The following is a 15,008-nucleotide window of genomic DNA, read 5'->3' on the forward strand; positions in this document are numbered from 1 at the left end:
AAAACAGGGGGTAGATTCAATCAAAAAGCAAAACCGAGCATTAGGCTTTGGGATCATATGCGGAACGCTTTCACCAAGCAGTATCCCCCAAAGTCAGCGATCACTGTTTTTTTGATGTGCGGTGGTTTGTGGCCAAAGGCACCTAGGGATTGAAAGAGGCTTTTGGGTACTTTTGGCCTTCAAAAGTACCGAGCTCTCCCGGCGATAGAGGGAGGAAAGGTTATAGAGGAGGGCTTACATCGCAATCCTAAAATAATATCCATGTTTTAAAGGCCAAAACAAAGTTTTTTTATTCGTTCTAAATTTAACCGGACACTAGTGATTGTATTATAGGCTATCGATTACTTATTCAGCTTACTTTTATGATAGCTGTATGAAAAGTAGATGATTAATCCTAATCCAAGCCAGATCAAAAACCTCAGCCAGTTAGTATAACCCAGCTCAGTCATCAGATATAAACAACTTAGCATTCCCAGGACCGGGATGAGTGAAAGGTTTTTCATGAAAGACAGAACTGACATGATAACCGCGGCCAGAATAAACAGGAAATAGGGGAGTTTGTCTTTATAAACATGCCAGTCGCCATTATAGTCAAACAAAGACATAATCTCCTGTTTGAAGTAAATAAAGATTCCGGCAAATAAAAGAGGTACAATGAATTTTGAATTGATATATGGAATGCGGAATCGTTTTGAATTTGCTTCTGTTGCATTCTCTTCAGGAAGTATAAGTACCCCCGCACAAACCAGTACAAATGCGAAAAGAGTGCCAATGCTGGTCAGATCAGTCACCTCAGTCAGATTCATAAACAGAGCCGGGATGGCAACAACTGCTCCGGTTACCAGAGTTGCAAACCATGGTGTTTTATATTTGGGATGAATGCTGGAAAATTTCTCAGGAAGTAATCCATCGCGGCTCATACTCATCCAGATACGCGGCTGACCCATTTGAAAGATCAGCATTACACTGGCTGTTGCAATAACCGCACTTATTGATATAACATAACTGATATTATCAAGCCCTACATTTTTAAATACAAAGGCCAGCGGATCTTCAACCTGCAGCTCCTTATAATTAACCATTCCGGTTAGAACCAAAGCTACCAGAATGTAAAGAATGGTACAAATAATCAGGGAGTAGATCATTCCTTTGGGAAGATCGCGTTGTGGATTTTTGCATTCCTCAGCTGTTGTTGATATGGCATCGAAGCCGATATAAGCAAAGAAAACACCTGAAACTCCCTTCATCATACCTTCAAAACCATTGGGCAAGAATGGAGTCCAGTTGGCTGGTTTTACGTAAAAGAAGCCCAGCAGAACCACCGCTACAACCACACCTACTTTCAGAAATACCATCGCATTGGTGGCTCGCTTTGTTTCTCTTATCCCGATATAAACCAGATAGGTAATCAAAAAAACAATTGCCAGTGCAGGAATATCAGCAATGAACTTAAAGCTTCCCAAGCCCGGAGCAGTGTTCCATGCCTGGGCAGCAAATTGTACTTTATCACTGATTTTGCTCAGATCTGTACCGGCAGCTATAACTTCGGCATGGGCTTTTGAAGCACTGAGGTAATCCATGGTCAGGTAAGCCGGAATATGAATCCCGAACCCTTCAAGCAAATTAGTGAAATACTCGCTCCATGAAATTGCTACAGCAATATTACCAATGGCATATTCCATCAACAGATCCCATCCTATAATCCATGCAATTAGCTCGCCGAATGATGCATAAGCGTATGTATAAGCACTGCCTGCCACCGGTATTCTGGATGCAAACTCAGCATAACACATAGCTGAAAAACCACAGGTAATTGCAGTTATGATAAATAAAATACTTACACCGGGTCCCCCATTAAAGGCGGCATTTCCAATCGTTGAAAAAATACCTGCGCCAATCACTGCAGCGATTCCCATCAGGGTGAGATCCTTTACCGAAAGCACCCTTCGCAGTCCCTCAGCTTCAGTTTCAGCATCAGAAAATCCTGCCTGCCTGTCTTTCATGATCAGGTCAATGGATTTTTTTCTAAACAGGTTCAAGGGCATATAAATTGGGTTAGTTGAATGTTTTAGTGATCAAACATAAAAATTATTTAGTTTTGACAACGCATTCAGCCTGAATAATGAGGAAAAGCTTTTCAGATTTACTTTATCAATACCGCATTTTTTTTATCCCATTTTTGATTCTGATCATGTTTGGTTTAGGACTGATTATGATGTTTTCAAAAACGGATCTCTTTCTTTGGATCAATAACCATCATAACAGTTTTTTTGATGAGTTTTTTAAGCTTATGACTTTTTTGGGCGACGGTATAACTACTGTGCTGGTTGTGCTGCTGCTTTTGTTTGTTAAATATCGTTACGCAGTTTTTACAGCAATAGCTTATGCTTACAGTTCTTTGATTGTTCAGATACTAAAAAGGATATTTCATGCACCCAGACCAATTAAATACTTTGAGGATATTAGTCCGATAAGAACAATCGAAGGATATCCGATTCATCAATGGAACAGTTTTCCTTCAGGTCATACCGCTTCGGTTTTTACTCTTGCGGTTGTTTTAACTTTTATTCTTAAGGATAAAAAATATCATTGGCTCATTCTTCCTATGGCTGCACTCACTGCATTTTCGAGAGTATATTTAGCGCAACATTTTATGGAAGATATTGTTGCAGGAGCGGTTCTGGCTGTAATTCTTACTTTTCAGTTAATGTACGTTCTTGGGAATACCAAATGGTTCAACTCATCAAAACTGGATGGGAGGCTTTTTGGAAAGGCTTAATTTGAATATGAAAGGACTTATCGTTTTTTTAGTTAGCCTGATCTTGCTTTTGTCTAATCTGGACAAACCAATAATTTATATTCTTGATGAAGCAAAGAATGCCGAATGTGCAAGGGAAATGCTGGTAAATGATGATTTTATTGTTCCGTTTTTTAACGGACAACTCAGGACCGATAAGCCTCCCTTGCATTATTTTTTTATGGCTTTGTCTTATAAAATATTTGGTGTTTCGGCATTTAGTGCACGGTTCTTTTCAGGTGTTTTCGGAGCTCTGACCATTCTGATTACCTTTCTTTTTGCAAGACGATATATCAGTGAAAAAGCTGCATGGCTTGCCGCCCTCGTATTATTATCTTCCCTGCATTTTAACTTCCAGATGCGTCTGTCGGTTCCTGATCCTTATCTGATATTTTTTATGACCTCCAGTTTCATGAGCTTTTATGTATTCATGACTGAGGGTGCGAAAAAATGGCTTTGGCTGATGTATGTATGCTTCGGACTTGGATTGCTGACTAAGGGTCCGATTGCCATTGCATTGCCCGGATTGATCATACTTTTATTTTTAATTTTAAGTAAGCAGTTCAGCTGGAAGTTTGTAGCCTCAATGAATATGCCATTAGGAGTAGTAATTGTACTGGCTGTTGCATTGCCATGGTACTGGCTCAATTACGAAGCTACCAATGGTTTGTGGACCGAAGGTTTTTTCCTTAAGCATAATTTGAAGCGTTTTTCAGATACCATGGAGGGGCATGGAGGCTTTTTTCTCCTTCCTTTGGTGATGGTCATTATCGGCCTGCTTCCATTAGGTGTATTTTGTATTCAGGCGCTGTTTCACGCCTGGAAAGAACGTGCGAATAAGGCTTTATTGTATAGTTTGTGTATTGTACTGGGCATTATTGTGTTTTTCTCCTTCTCACAGACCAAACTGCCCAATTATACTGCACCGGCCTATCCCTTTATAGCAATTCTGATTGCATTTTTATTAGCCGGGATGGATGGCAGTAATGTTTCTCTGAAGAAAGTAAAATGGGCCTATGTATTTTATACTATAATTGCTTTTGCTATTCCGGCGGCAGTTTATTTCGGATTAAAGGCTGATAAGAATGTACATCAGGCTGCAGGTGTCTGGATATGGTTTATTCCGATTCCCTTTGGATCTGTATTGGGATGGTATTTCATCAGTAAAAGACAGATGAGTAAATTTATCCTTAGTATGTCTGTTTCCTTCATATTCAGTAATTTTTTGTTTTTTGCCAAAGCTTATCCAAGGGTATATGGAATAAATCCAATTGTCTCTTCTATTGCAATTGTACAAAACAAGCCGGATCTGGTTTATTACAAAATGATGAATTCTGCCTATATATTCAATATGCAGCGTTTGGTTCCGGCAATATACACTCAGGATAGTCTTAAAATGTATTTAAAAACTCATCCTGAGGCTGCAGTGATATCCCGTAAGCAATTTGACGAAGAGATCAGATCAGTAACAGATTTAGTGCCTGTTTTTGAGCAGAAGGACATCTTTGAAAATCCTACGACTGTGATTTATCAGTCAGGTCGCTGAGTCCTTTTTGGTGGTAATGGAGGTAAGGGCATTGATGGTGGCCTGTAAATATTCAAAAGATTCTGCCGGCGACAGGAGTGATTTTTTTAGTCTTCATGAGTAGGATTCGATATCAGGGTTCATTTGGATTCTTATTTGGTGTTTTAGACTATTTCTTTAAAAGGTTTAACCATTAAAAGAAATCAAAAAGATGAATCCTGATTAAACTATGTATGGATAATCTCATTGATTATTTCTCTGGGAAACGCTCCAGCTTTGTTATAAACTAGAATAAATTCATTGTCTTCAAAGCAAGCGATTTCATTTGGTCTTTCCTTTAAAAGTTCATTAACATCATATACCTTTATTCCTAAGGGTATGAACTTTGAAGTATCAATCTTTGCAATTACCTTGTTCTCAGTTGCGTAAAACATTGCACGCTCAAGTTTTGGAGTTGTTGACACTCCTCTTGTTGGAAAGCCATTCTGCTTCCATTGGTGTTGACGTACAGCGTTTCTCAAACTGCCAAATTCCAGAGGGAAAGTCATATCAATACCAAACATAGGATCAGCCATAAACTCCTCTAAACTTTTAGGAATCAATTTATATTTTTCTTCAATCTCAACTTGCCTTAGCGCTCTAAATAAAAAAGGATGCTCCAAACTGTTAAATTGTTTTTTTACTTTTTTTAACCTTCTCCTTACTAAATAAATCAGCAGTATACTTTTCATAGAGCTCAAATAAGAACTCCATTCTCTTTGCTTCACTTGTGAATGGTTGAGAACGATAAGCTAAATCAACTGCTTTATCTAGGTCATCATGTGCTTTTACTAATGCTGGAGGCATAGTAGTTTTATTGTATAAGTCAGCCAAACTGCTATTAGGAAACTCATTCCTTGCATTCATTAACTCTTTAACTGCTTGTTTAATTTTTCCTACCTGAGTATCTGTTGGATTCTCTGGCCAAGGAAAGTTATTATAAGTTAGCTGATTAGAATAACTATAATCACTTTTTAATCTTCCACTTGTTGTCCTCTGTACTAACCCCCTAAAAGACTGGACTAAATTATTAAAACAATTTAGAACCATTAAATTAGGGAATTATGAAAAAAGAGAGAAGGTCTTTCAGTCCAGAAGATCGTTTAGCTATCGTCCAGGAAGGTCAGCGTGAAGGAACCACAGCGGTTTGCCGTAAATACAATCTAGCGCCATCCTTGTATGCCAGATGGAAGAGTAAATATCTTTCCAAAGGTGTAGAAGGGTTAAAGCCAGCGTATCACCGTATTGATCCGGAGATCCGGGCATTGGAAGAGGAGAATGAACGTCTCAAGCGGATCATCGCCAAACAAGCACTTGAGATTGAGGTTAAGTCAGAGCTTTTAAAAAAAACTCCTATCCAACCCAAATCAAGAAGATGATCGTTTCGAGTTTCAGGCACATAGCTCCAGCCAGTACGCTGTTATCCTGGGTTAATCTTTCAGGCAGTGTTTATTATTACAAGAATAAAGAGGGAAAACGGGGAGTAAAATCTAGTACTCATACGTTTAAACTGGATGGTTCCATGGTAGAAAACCAAGTGATCATTGAAGAAATAAAAGACATTCTATCTCAGGAGTTCTGCTGCTACGGCTATGAGAATGTAACCGGAGAGCTTCGGAAGCTAGATTACTATATCAATGAGAAAAAAGTTTACCGGTTAATGGATGAACAGAATTTGTTACTCGGTAAAGTCATCCGAACTAGTGGTAAGCGCAGATTCGTTCAGCATCGTAAGATCGCCGCCACCTATCCGATGGAATACCTGTGCCTGGATATTAAATACATTTATGTCCATGCAGATAGGCGCAATTACTATCTGCTAACCATATTGGATGTCTTCTCGCGCAGAACGGTAGATCAGATCTTCCAGAAAAGTATTCGTCAGATAGATGTAATTAACGCTTTCAGAAGAATACAACAGCAGTACGGGATTAAAGGTGTCACCATCAGGAATGATAACGGATCACAGTTTATCGCCAACAGCGTTAAACAATACCTTAGAGCTGCAGAAGCCAATCAGGAGTTTACCCACGTAGCCACGCCCGAAGAAAACTCTTACATTGAAGCCTTTCACAGTATCGTTCAGAGGGAGGTTGTGGACCGCTACGAGTTTGACAGCTTCTACCATGCAAAGCACGTTCTGGCTGCGCACAGATCCTGGTATGATAACCGCAGAAATCACCGCATGATCGGAATGATCCCAAAAGAAAAATGGGAGCAAAACATTCATATCACCGAGGCAAAACGGGAACTGCTCAGAACAAAGGAAACAGCTACTATATCGGCAATCAAAAATAATCAGGTAGCAGAATATTCAGATGAAAAATTACAGCTAAATTCGAACACTTATTACACAACTAATTCACAAATCTTGTCCAACTAATAAGGGGTCGGTACAATAAATTAAAAGTAATGAGCTATATTTTTATTTACTTTGAGCTGTAAATAGATTTAAAATGAACCTGAAAGAGCAAATTATTGCGCTCATAAAAGAACCCCGCTCGTACTAATCTGTTACTACTTAAATATTGGAAGTTCTTTCAGGACAAGACAGGATGTATCACTCTACGATTACCATATTAGCCAATGAAATTCACGTGCTGCAAGTTTGCGCTAGCAGAGCCCAAAACAACATCATCAACTCCCTTTATTCCCAAGTCAGGTTAGAGCGACTATCCCTTGATTAATTTGCTAAGATATTTAGTTTGATTTGTCAGCCATATAATCGTTCTTTGAAATACAATTGTAATATTTTTATAAAACATTGAAAATAATTAAGCAATAGCTTAAGTTTGTATGAGAAGAAAGGCAATAATCATTCGAACATCGGAAGACGGAAAGCGATGCATCGCGGTAGATTCTGATAATTATGATGTTATTCTGTCTTTTTTGAGTGCTGATGCCCGACATAAAAGTAAGTTTGCTGATATAGTCAATGTATTATTAGCTGGTCTTAGAAATACCTATTTATATGATAAGGAAGAGCCCGATGCCCGAAGCAAAGGGGTTAGGGCAATGAAATTTTTCAAAGGACAGGAAAATGCTCGTATCTATTGCAAAGAGGTAATAAAGGAGGACAAAACCTTCGTCATAATCGCTTCCGAATTGTTAACACGGAAGAAGACACAAAAAATCGATAAGAAGATATTAAACATTATCCATAAAGTAGCAAGTTATGACTACCAGGAAATCATCGACCCCGAATCAAATTAAAACTTCATTTGATCAACTGTTCAACAACTTTACGGATGAGGAGTTACTGGAACAGGAGGCACGATTATTATCATTTCAATTTCTAAGCGAAATAGAATCTGCTATGGAAAAGCAAAGAATGAGCAAGAAGGATCTTGCCGAAAAGGTGAACACTTCAGCAAGCTATATTACCCAGCTTTTCCGGGGCGACCGCTTAGCCAATTTCAATATTCTGGCAAAAATTCAAAGAGCCTTAGATTTAAAATTCGAAATTATCGGTAAAGAAATTCATTCGCAGACAAGTAAGATTGGATTTGATTTTCCTGAGCTCGAAATGGATTATGGCTTTTATGGGGTTTATAAAAACCTAAAACCTGATTATAGCAGGTCTATAGATAGATTTAAGGCTGAATATAATGAGGGAAAGGTAGCCTGATGAAAGCGAAAATATCACCACTATCCTGGACAAATTTTGCTTTGCTTCAAAGTAATTTCCAATTCGTACCCCCTGAAGGTAAGCCCAGGAGAAAGAAGATTAACCCTGCCGAATATTTTAAAGCATACATGATTGATGTAGATTTCGATATTCAGGATCTGTCGGAAGACGAATTTCAGGTATTTACAAAAATCAGCATCAATAATGATGAAGTGCCTGAGGCCGGGTACAAAATTTCGGTAGAGGGAACCGGGGTTTTTCGCATAGACCCTAATATTGAGCTACCCGACACGCACCGTGCTAATTTAAAGAACTATTCTGCTGTGAACCTTCTTATTAACCGGCTACGTACTCATATTTTGCAGACTACTGGTATGTCGGTATTTGGTCCTTATGATCTGCCGCCAATTGATATTACAGACCTGTTTGCACAAAAGGCCTCGCTATAGTAGTAAGTTTCCCGACAAATTCGAACAACATCGTTAAGACCTGTTTCATATTGCATCGTCAGTTGTAATCAACCCCTGCAATCACCCCGCCACCCCATAAAACCTTTCGAGCCCCTGTATTAATTTCTCCTCATCTGCCCTGAACTGCCAGTTTGAGGAGTTAACTTTTTTCGCCCAGGCATACATCTCCGGGGGTACAATTCCTTTGGGAGCAGGTTTCTTTTCAAATGCCTCACGTAAAGTGTAAAACTCGTCCATTTCATAAAGGCTGATATCATGCTGAGTAAGCCAGTCCATAAACCTGTCCTCATCTCCCTGAATGATCTCAATTTCTTCCTGTTTTTCAGGCTTAACCGGAAGGTCCAGATGGCCGGCGAATCCAACAGTGTCGAGCACATTTCGGAAATGTATACCTATTTGGTATTTGTGAGCACTTAATTCATCAATGTCTGCATCCGGTCCGAATTCTGTTTCAAGATATAAGAGGAAACGAAGCATGATTTCCTGAACTGCCAGCAATACTTTTTGCAAGTATTGAGCTGAAACCCATCCTGCAGCCCGTATCAGATGAAGGTCGGGACCGTAAACCTCTTTTAACTTGAGTGCCAGGATGCCTTTTACGTTTTCTTTGAGGAAAATAATTTTTCCGCGGGAGGACACCCAGTTTTCATCTGACTCATTGATGGGTAATTCCCAGTGAATACAACAAGATTCTTCGGGGGAATCCAGAAACCCAGTAGGGAGGGACATAAAATATTTCATGCCATCTTGCTCATATTCAATATCATAACTTGGCTTGAACATCCTGTAGTCAGGGATTGGGTGCTTGCCTGTCCAATACCCATTTGTTTCGAGTCTGACCCATTCAAACAAAGGCCGGCATTTTAGGGCTTCTGCCAGGTCTTTGATGCAATTTAATGCGATATCCGTTGAAATCGACCCATAAAGCAGGTGCCGCTTTAAGTAGGTGATTGTTCCCGGTAGTCTGCCTTTGCTATCAATCTCTCTGATGGTATCAGCTTGTATATGCAATAATTTAAAGATTCTTTGGATTCCCTCGTAGCTTGGTTTGGTTGATCCTTTTTCCAAGCGGTCATAGGCAGATTTCGACATGTAAAGTCTTTCAGCCATATCTCTCATGTTCAAGCCTTTCTCTTCACGGTATGTGCGTAGTGTGGCAGCTAAGTCTAAAGTGTCCATAGGCAGGTCATTTAAAATCAAAGCGAGAGCATAATAAATTTAAGAAATGATTTTGATGATCAGAAATCCCATCATGAAAAGCTCTGCCGGAAACAACAGATTTCTCCACAGCATAAATGACAATTTTAAGAAGAAAATACTGCTGCTGTGTTCGAGATGACGGAAATTCTTTGTCCCGCAAACAGGGACAGCTTGTCCCGCAAAACGGGACAAGTTTCTTCGTTTTTTCGATATCGCTCCTGCAATTTTGAGTATTGATGTACCCGGAACTTGGAAAACCAGATCACCAGACAGGAATTTGAAGCGCAGACTAAGATGCTGAAGCGGATCCTTGATATACTCGAGGGGAGAGAGTCCTGTGCTGATCTGAGCGGTAAGGTTGTTTGGGATAATTCAGACTTGAAGAGATATCTTCATATCAGTGACAGTACCATTGTTCGGGGCAGAAAGAATGGCACGTTTAAACCTTTCCTGGTGGGGAAAAGACCCCGGTATTATCGTGACGATATTTTACCGCTCCGAGACCGTTTTCTTAAGTAAACCTGATACTCCTCCTGTACTTCTCCCATTTGCATAAAAGTTAGTGAACGCTTAGTGAATCCTTAGTGAACCCTTAGTGAATGAAAAACTGTGTCTCTTTTCAGGAGCTTTTATATCTCTTTAAGCAGCAGGTAAATGAATGTTCAAACCTGTCAAAACCCATCAAATCCCGTCAAAACCTGTCAGAATTTTGCGACCGGGAGTACCTGCTATAAGTTTGATCTCAACATCCCGTACCGGTACAAGAAGGATGATTATTAACAAATTAAATTTTTAAGAAAATGGCAAAATCAAGAAACAATGTAGTTACCCATGGCCTGAGTGGCCTCATAGGTGACCTGCTGGTTTTTCGTCAAAGGGCGAATAAAACCATTGTAGCCGACAGACCCAAACTAAGCACGAAACTGCCGACGGCAATTCAGATGGAGATTCGCGAACGTTTTAAACGAGCCTCCAGATATGCGAAATCGGTCTTAAAGGATCTGGTGTTAAAAGCGGGCTATCAGCTGGCCGCCAAACCCGGGCAGACTGCTCATAACGTAGCGTTTGCGGACTATCAAAAGTCGCCGGAGTTTTACGAGGAAGTCAACCTGAGCTCCTATACAGGTACAATTGGCGATGAGATCGTAGTCAGTGTAATCGACGATTTCAAGGTCAAAACCGTGCATGTGGAGATTAAAACTCCCGACGGTGTCACCCTGGAATCAGGATATGCTGTTCAATCTGAAAATGAGCTTGACTGGGAGTACGTAACTACCGCTACGAATAGTGAAGTAGTGGGCAGCACGATCATTTTTACAGCCAGCGACTATCCCGGAAATCAAACCGTTCTGGAGAAACTACTGGTTTAATTCAAAAGCGGCGGCGGAATGTCCAATCTCATTATTTAAGGATTACGATCCTGACGAAAGTCAGGATCTACTCCATTATTAAAAAAATGCATTGTCATTCTGGCGGAAGCCAGAACCTCCTGCCCTTAATGACATCAGGCGCAACGCCGCCGCTTTTTCACAATTCAATTAATTATTAACCATAAACAATTATAATCATGGAACTTATTCAATCCATCCAGCAGCTGCGCCGGATCTCATTAAATACAGAGTTTAAAGGCCTGACCATCAGCGCGCTTTCTTTTATCCTTTTCCCATACCTGATCAGGCTGGTCGACCATACCGCGGCAGCCATCGACCCGGGTGTGCTGAGCGGGATACTTTTATCCATCGCATCGGTACTTTTCTTCCAGGCTACCACCTGGTGGATCATCAAGGCGATCTGGCCGGTATTTGCACTCTATTCGCGCGAGCAGTTTGCCGACAATTTCAGAAGACTGCGTAACCGGGATAAAGTACTTATTTATCTGGGCTTTTACTTCGCTCTGCTTTACGCCTTTATCAAGGTGCTGGCTCAATTAATTTAACCTTAAACCTGAAATCATGAAACGTTTAACAATAAATGCGGGCATAAACCTGACAAAAAAAGACCTCGGTTTTCTGAAATTACTGGGGAAAGGACACTTTATCCGCACATCTACCCTGCGGGCAGATCAGCACGACAGACTACAGAAGATAATCGGTTTATTTGAGATCATTTATCATCTCATCAGTGCTTGTTATAAGTATTTCAAAAACAGAAAAGCCCATACCGGGAAAGCTGCCATCGAAAGCCTGGCCACTGCCCTTAAGGGTGAATTCCCTGATGTGAGTATCGATTTTTCAAAGGTCTGCATCCTGAAAGGCTCTTTGGCTCCCTATTGCGGAGCGATGTATCATTCGGAGCATTCGGATAAGCTGAGCTTCAGCTGGCCGCCCTGCACTCAATGTAACAGCAATCCGGGTGATGAGCTGATGGGCATGATTTATTGTCCGGAAATCCGCGAATTCTGGTGCGAGCCCAACCCTGGAATAACTCGCGCCGATGGATTTTGCACGATTGATGTGCCCCTTGAATTTCTGGGCAGGGAGATACACGTTTGGCTGGCCTACCGCTCCGCTGATCAGCAGAGTTATTCCGATAGTGCTTATATGGGTAAAGTTTTAATCACTAAAACAAGGTAATATGGAAAATTTGAGAAATCATTCAAAGGGTTTTAGCCGGCAATTGAAAACACTCCCGGTCTGCATGATCATTATTCTGATGATGTTGCCGGCAATCCTGACTCATGGCCAGCATGCAAATGCCCTGAATGCAAATTCCCGGCGTTTGAATAAAGCCACTACACCGGAAAGAGAAGTCGGGAAAATCTACAGAAGTCAGATCGGTGTGCGTGAGAAGCAGGTAAACTCCGGGCCGGAAGTAGAAAAATACCTTCGCTATGTACATCTTCCGAAAGGAAATCCATGGTGCGCAGCATTTGTATGCTGGGTGTACGGACAAGCCAAGGTTCCGAATCCGCGGAGTGGATGGTCGCCGGATCTGTTTCCTGCCTCCCGGATTGTCTGGCAGTCGGGTGCGGCCGGAAAGACTCCGGGTGCAATCTCTCACAATCAGACAAGCCCCAGCCCTCGAACCGCAGATGTCTTTGGCATCTACTTTCCGGATAAGGGGCGCATTGCGCATGTTGGCTTTATTGACGAATGGAAGGAGCCCTGGCTCATTACAGTAGAAGGCAATACCAACTTAGCAGGTCACAACGATGGAGACGGAGTATACCGAAAGCGGCGATTGGTTCGCTCGATCTATCAGGTTGCGAGATACATTAACTAACAGTTGATAATTGATAGTTGACAGTTGACAACGATGAATTATCAACTGTCAACTATCAACTGTCAACTAAAAAAAGGCTGGTGCATTACAGTTATTGGGTTCGATTCCCCAATGGTGCCGCATTATGGTGGATCCCGCTCTCCGATATGGGAAGTACACCGAACGCGAAAGAGGCGGTAAGTATAAAGACTCTGCTAAAAGTTTTATTCTTTGACAAAACTGAAGAAGAAGAGTAAAATTAGTACCGATGCTTACATGCAGGTTATGATACAGGATGCATTTTACTCCAGTTTTTCCAGTTCTGACTTTACAAAGTTTGCCAGCTCTTTTACATACGAGGCACTGAAATTGAACTCAATTCCAGCCGTTTCGTATATCTCCTTAATAGTTTTGGTATATCCCAGTTTCAGTGCCTTAAGATACTTCTCAAGGCCTTTTTCAGGATTGGATTTATAATTTTTCCAGACTGCAATTGCTCCCAGCTGTGCAATTCCGTATTCGATATAATAGAATGGAACCTCAAATATGTGGAGTTGCTTTTGCCATAGATTTTCAAGTGCTTCAGAATGTTCTGACCAGTCTGCGAAATTGTTTCCGAAAGGTTCGAAGATTTCTTTCCATGCTTCAGCTCTTTGTTTGCTGGTATGATCAGGGTTAGTATAAATCCAGTGTTGAAACTGATCAACTACTGCAACCCATGGTAATGTTTTCAATACATCTTTCAGCTGATCTTTCTTCGCTCTTTTAAGATCTTCCGGATTATCAAAAAATTCATCCCAGTGATCCATGGATATCAGTTCCATACTCATAGAGGCCAGCTCAGCAACTTCAGATGGGAGGTGTTTAAAGTCATTCAGTTCAAGATCTGCGGATATGAAAGTATGAATGGCATGTCCACCCTCATGAACCATGGTAGTCAGGTCGCGAAAGGTGCCGGCAGAGTTCATGAAAATAAATGGTGCACCACTTTCAGCGAGAGGGTAATTGTATCCTCCCGGAGCTTTTCCTTTGCGGCTGTCAACATCAAAGAATCCATTAGCCTTCATGATTTCCAGGCGCTCACCGATATACAAACCAAGTCCATGGAAGCATTTGATAGATTTTTCGATTAGTTCTTCACCATTTTTAAAGGGTTTCAGGGCAGGTTTTCCGCTGATGTCAACGTCCATGTCCCATGGTTTAAGCAAATCCAGACCCAGAGAGTTGCGTCTTTTATGTGCCTGATCGCTCATAATTGGAACAATCTCTCTTTCAATGGCTTCATGGAATTTATAACAATCCTTCGGAGTATAGTCAAAGCGACCCAATGCCTGGAACATATAATCCCTGAAATTTTCGAAGCCGGCATTCAGGGCAACCTGGTGACGAAGTTTCAGTAATCCGTTGAATAAATCGTCCAGTTTATCTTTATCCTGCAAACGTCTGGTAGTAATTGCTTCCCAGGCTTCCTGACGTACTTTGCGGTCGGTGTCTTTAAGAAATACAGATGCCTGCTCAAGAGTATATTCCTGATCTTTGAGTTTTACAGTCATTGAACCAGTAATAGCCTGGTACTTTTGCTGTTCAACCTGAATCTGGGTTTGCAAAGGAATATTCTCTTCCCTGAAGAGTTCCAGAGCTTTTTTTATCCCTCTTTTATAGACGAAGTATTTATCCTTGTCCAGCTCTTCTGAAAAGCTGCATTCTATGAACTTCTTATTTAATTCATTGTTGAAAGGAGCTATTTTGGGTTCAATTTCAGTGGCAAAAAACTGAAAATCATTCAGAAGTTTCTCGTCAGTAGTATCGCAGGTCATACGAATGTATCTCCATGCAAAATCTTCTTCGAGTGCAGCCTCAAGTTCGCTTCTGTTGCGCAACCATTTCTCAAGTTCTATAGCCGAATGTATTTCACGTTTTAGCAACTCATTAAAAAATGGCTCAAGGGTTTCCCATTTTACATCGAGTTGAACAGGAATATAGGTCCTTGGCTTTTTGGAGATTTTAAGGTTTTTCATCCGTAAATATTTAATGTTGACTAGTTAAAGTCAACGGGTTTATACTTCTGTTAATTAATTAAAAAAACACAGCCAAGAGTTGTAAAATTTCATCCTCGAGCTCTATGGCTCAACCCTGTGTGCTTAGCTG

19 protein-coding genes are annotated in these 15,008 nt (G+C 40.8%); 13 read left to right on the forward strand and 6 right to left on the reverse strand.

Translation table 11 applies throughout. From position 1 onward, the window contains the following. Positions 1-341 precede the first annotated feature (341 nt). The gene (locus P2W72_RS11995) at positions 342-2,045 is read right to left on the reverse strand and encodes an amino acid permease (RefSeq protein ID WP_276362750.1); all 1,704 of its coding nucleotides are present in this window, start codon (positions 2,043-2,045) and stop codon (positions 342-344) included. A 77-nt stretch (positions 2,046-2,122) separates the two neighbouring features. Here P2W72_RS11995 and P2W72_RS12000 point away from each other — a divergent pair, with 77 nt between their 5' ends. Together P2W72_RS12000 and P2W72_RS12005 are read left to right on the forward strand one after the other, a co-directional pair. After that, a complete protein-coding gene (locus P2W72_RS12000) occupies positions 2,123-2,779 on the forward strand; it encodes a phosphatase PAP2 family protein (RefSeq protein ID WP_276362754.1) in 657 nt (218 codons plus the stop codon). 7 nt (positions 2,780-2,786) lie between these two features. Then, positions 2,787-4,343 (forward strand): glycosyltransferase family 39 protein, encoded by a 1,557-nt coding sequence (locus tag P2W72_RS12005; RefSeq protein WP_276362756.1) that lies wholly within the window; start codon positions 2,787-2,789, stop codon positions 4,341-4,343. 206 nt (positions 4,344-4,549) lie between these two features. On the opposite strand, the gene P2W72_RS12010 is transcribed toward P2W72_RS12005, so the two are convergent. Both P2W72_RS12010 and P2W72_RS12015 read right to left on the reverse strand, forming a co-directional pair. Beyond that, positions 4,550-5,053, reverse strand: a complete 504-nt coding sequence (locus P2W72_RS12010) for a hypothetical protein (protein ID WP_276362759.1) — start codon at positions 5,051-5,053, stop codon at positions 4,550-4,552. Next, complete coding sequence (locus P2W72_RS12015) at positions 4,989-5,411, reverse strand: type IIL restriction-modification enzyme MmeI (protein ID WP_276362762.1); 423 nt, start codon at positions 5,409-5,411, stop codon at positions 4,989-4,991. The genes P2W72_RS12010 and P2W72_RS12015 overlap by 65 nt, the downstream gene beginning before the upstream one ends. Positions 5,412-5,425: 14 nt before the next feature. Between P2W72_RS12015 and P2W72_RS12020 the strand changes: the two genes are divergently transcribed. The 5 genes from P2W72_RS12020 to P2W72_RS12040 all read left to right on the forward strand — a co-directional run bounded on the left by P2W72_RS12020 (position 5,426) and on the right by P2W72_RS12040 (position 8,438). Next, positions 5,426-5,740, forward strand: coding sequence for a transposase (locus P2W72_RS12020; protein ID WP_276362765.1), 315 nt, complete (start codon positions 5,426-5,428; stop codon positions 5,738-5,740). Beyond that, on the forward strand, positions 5,737-6,744 hold the full coding sequence (locus P2W72_RS12025) for a DDE-type integrase/transposase/recombinase (protein WP_276362768.1): 1,008 nt from the start codon (positions 5,737-5,739) through the stop codon (positions 6,742-6,744). Before P2W72_RS12020 ends, P2W72_RS12025 begins: the two co-directional genes overlap by 4 nt. Positions 6,745-7,157: 413 nt before the next feature. Continuing rightward, positions 7,158-7,574, forward strand: coding sequence for a hypothetical protein (locus tag P2W72_RS12030; protein ID WP_276362770.1), 417 nt, complete (start codon positions 7,158-7,160; stop codon positions 7,572-7,574). Continuing rightward, entirely contained in the window at positions 7,537-7,989 is a 453-nt protein-coding gene (locus P2W72_RS12035) for a helix-turn-helix domain-containing protein (protein ID WP_276362773.1), read from the forward strand. Before P2W72_RS12030 ends, P2W72_RS12035 begins: the two co-directional genes overlap by 38 nt. Beyond that, on the forward strand, positions 7,989-8,438 hold the full coding sequence (locus P2W72_RS12040) for a protein-export chaperone SecB (protein WP_276362775.1): 450 nt from the start codon (positions 7,989-7,991) through the stop codon (positions 8,436-8,438). Before P2W72_RS12035 ends, P2W72_RS12040 begins: the two co-directional genes overlap by 1 nt. Positions 8,439-8,519: 81 nt before the next feature. Here P2W72_RS12040 and P2W72_RS12045 read toward each other — a convergent pair whose 3' ends face one another. Together P2W72_RS12045 and P2W72_RS12050 are read right to left on the reverse strand one after the other, a co-directional pair. Next, positions 8,520-9,638 (reverse strand): helix-turn-helix transcriptional regulator, encoded by a 1,119-nt coding sequence (locus tag P2W72_RS12045; protein ID WP_276362778.1) that lies wholly within the window; start codon positions 9,636-9,638, stop codon positions 8,520-8,522. Positions 9,639-9,677: 39 nt separating this feature from the next. Then, on the reverse strand, positions 9,678-9,851 hold the full coding sequence (locus tag P2W72_RS12050) for a hypothetical protein (protein ID WP_276362781.1): 174 nt from the start codon (positions 9,849-9,851) through the stop codon (positions 9,678-9,680). A 57-nt stretch (positions 9,852-9,908) separates the two neighbouring features. On the opposite strand from P2W72_RS12050, the gene P2W72_RS12055 reads away from it, so the two are divergent. The 6 genes from P2W72_RS12055 (at position 9,909) to P2W72_RS12080 (ending at position 13,117) form a co-directional block, all read left to right on the forward strand. Beyond that, positions 9,909-10,178 carry a hypothetical protein gene (locus P2W72_RS12055; protein ID WP_276362782.1) on the forward strand — a complete coding sequence of 90 codons (270 nt, stop codon included), beginning with the start codon at positions 9,909-9,911 and terminating at the stop codon, positions 10,176-10,178. Between the two features lie 281 nt (positions 10,179-10,459). Beyond that, complete coding sequence (locus P2W72_RS12060; protein ID WP_276362785.1) at positions 10,460-11,029, forward strand: hypothetical protein; 570 nt, start codon at positions 10,460-10,462, stop codon at positions 11,027-11,029. Positions 11,030-11,226: 197 nt separating this feature from the next. Continuing rightward, complete coding sequence (locus P2W72_RS12065; protein ID WP_276362788.1) at positions 11,227-11,595, forward strand: hypothetical protein; 369 nt, start codon at positions 11,227-11,229, stop codon at positions 11,593-11,595. A 16-nt stretch (positions 11,596-11,611) separates the two neighbouring features. Next, on the forward strand, positions 11,612-12,232 hold the full coding sequence (locus P2W72_RS12070; RefSeq protein WP_276362790.1) for a DUF6266 family protein: 621 nt from the start codon (positions 11,612-11,614) through the stop codon (positions 12,230-12,232). A gap of 1 nt (position 12,233) precedes the next feature. Next, positions 12,234-12,881: a hypothetical protein gene (locus P2W72_RS12075; protein WP_276362793.1), complete on the forward strand. Its 648-nt coding sequence runs from the start codon at positions 12,234-12,236 to the stop codon at positions 12,879-12,881. Between the two features lie 80 nt (positions 12,882-12,961). Beyond that, positions 12,962-13,117, forward strand: a complete 156-nt coding sequence (locus tag P2W72_RS12080; protein ID WP_276362796.1) for a hypothetical protein — start codon at positions 12,962-12,964, stop codon at positions 13,115-13,117. 45 nt (positions 13,118-13,162) lie between these two features. Here the strand turns inward: P2W72_RS12080 and P2W72_RS12085 are convergent, their stop codons facing one another. Continuing rightward, entirely contained in the window at positions 13,163-14,878 is a 1,716-nt protein-coding gene (locus tag P2W72_RS12085) for a M3 family oligoendopeptidase (protein ID WP_276362799.1), read from the reverse strand. Positions 14,879-15,008 lie beyond the last annotated feature (130 nt).

Origin of the sequence: Daejeonella sp. H1SJ63 (genome assembly GCF_029360775.1) — a bacterium.
Classification (GTDB): Bacteria; Bacteroidota; Bacteroidia; order Sphingobacteriales; family Sphingobacteriaceae; genus Daejeonella.

Bases quoted from the DNA above. Each gene is read 5' to 3' on its own strand.
- P2W72_RS12040 (WP_276362775.1), top strand. From the start codon at position 7,989: ATGAAAGCGAAAATATCACCACTATCCTGGACAAATTTTGCTTTGCTT.
- P2W72_RS12020 (WP_276362765.1), top strand. From the start codon at position 5,426: ATGAAAAAAGAGAGAAGGTCTTTCAGTCCAGAAGATCGTTTAGCTATC.
- P2W72_RS11995 (WP_276362750.1), bottom strand. From the start codon at position 2,045: ATGCCCTTGAACCTGTTTAGAAAAAAATCCATTGACCTGATCATGAAA.
- P2W72_RS12030 (WP_276362770.1), top strand. From the start codon at position 7,158: ATGAGAAGAAAGGCAATAATCATTCGAACATCGGAAGACGGAAAGCGA.
- P2W72_RS12015 (WP_276362762.1), bottom strand. From the start codon at position 5,411: ATGGTTCTAAATTGTTTTAATAATTTAGTCCAGTCTTTTAGGGGGTTA.
- P2W72_RS12075 (WP_276362793.1), top strand. From the start codon at position 12,234: ATGGAAAATTTGAGAAATCATTCAAAGGGTTTTAGCCGGCAATTGAAA.
- P2W72_RS12065 (WP_276362788.1), top strand. From the start codon at position 11,227: ATGGAACTTATTCAATCCATCCAGCAGCTGCGCCGGATCTCATTAAAT.
- P2W72_RS12035 (WP_276362773.1), top strand. From the start codon at position 7,537: ATGACTACCAGGAAATCATCGACCCCGAATCAAATTAAAACTTCATTT.
- P2W72_RS12060 (WP_276362785.1), top strand. From the start codon at position 10,460: ATGGCAAAATCAAGAAACAATGTAGTTACCCATGGCCTGAGTGGCCTC.
- P2W72_RS12085 (WP_276362799.1), bottom strand. From the start codon at position 14,878: ATGAAAAACCTTAAAATCTCCAAAAAGCCAAGGACCTATATTCCTGTT.
- P2W72_RS12045 (WP_276362778.1), bottom strand. From the start codon at position 9,638: ATGGACACTTTAGACTTAGCTGCCACACTACGCACATACCGTGAAGAG.
- P2W72_RS12005 (WP_276362756.1), top strand. From the start codon at position 2,787: ATGAAAGGACTTATCGTTTTTTTAGTTAGCCTGATCTTGCTTTTGTCT.
- P2W72_RS12000 (WP_276362754.1), top strand. From the start codon at position 2,123: ATGAGGAAAAGCTTTTCAGATTTACTTTATCAATACCGCATTTTTTTT.
- P2W72_RS12070 (WP_276362790.1), top strand. From the start codon at position 11,612: ATGAAACGTTTAACAATAAATGCGGGCATAAACCTGACAAAAAAAGAC.
- P2W72_RS12010 (WP_276362759.1), bottom strand. From the start codon at position 5,053: ATGAAAAGTATACTGCTGATTTATTTAGTAAGGAGAAGGTTAAAAAAA.
- P2W72_RS12025 (WP_276362768.1), top strand. From the start codon at position 5,737: ATGATCGTTTCGAGTTTCAGGCACATAGCTCCAGCCAGTACGCTGTTA.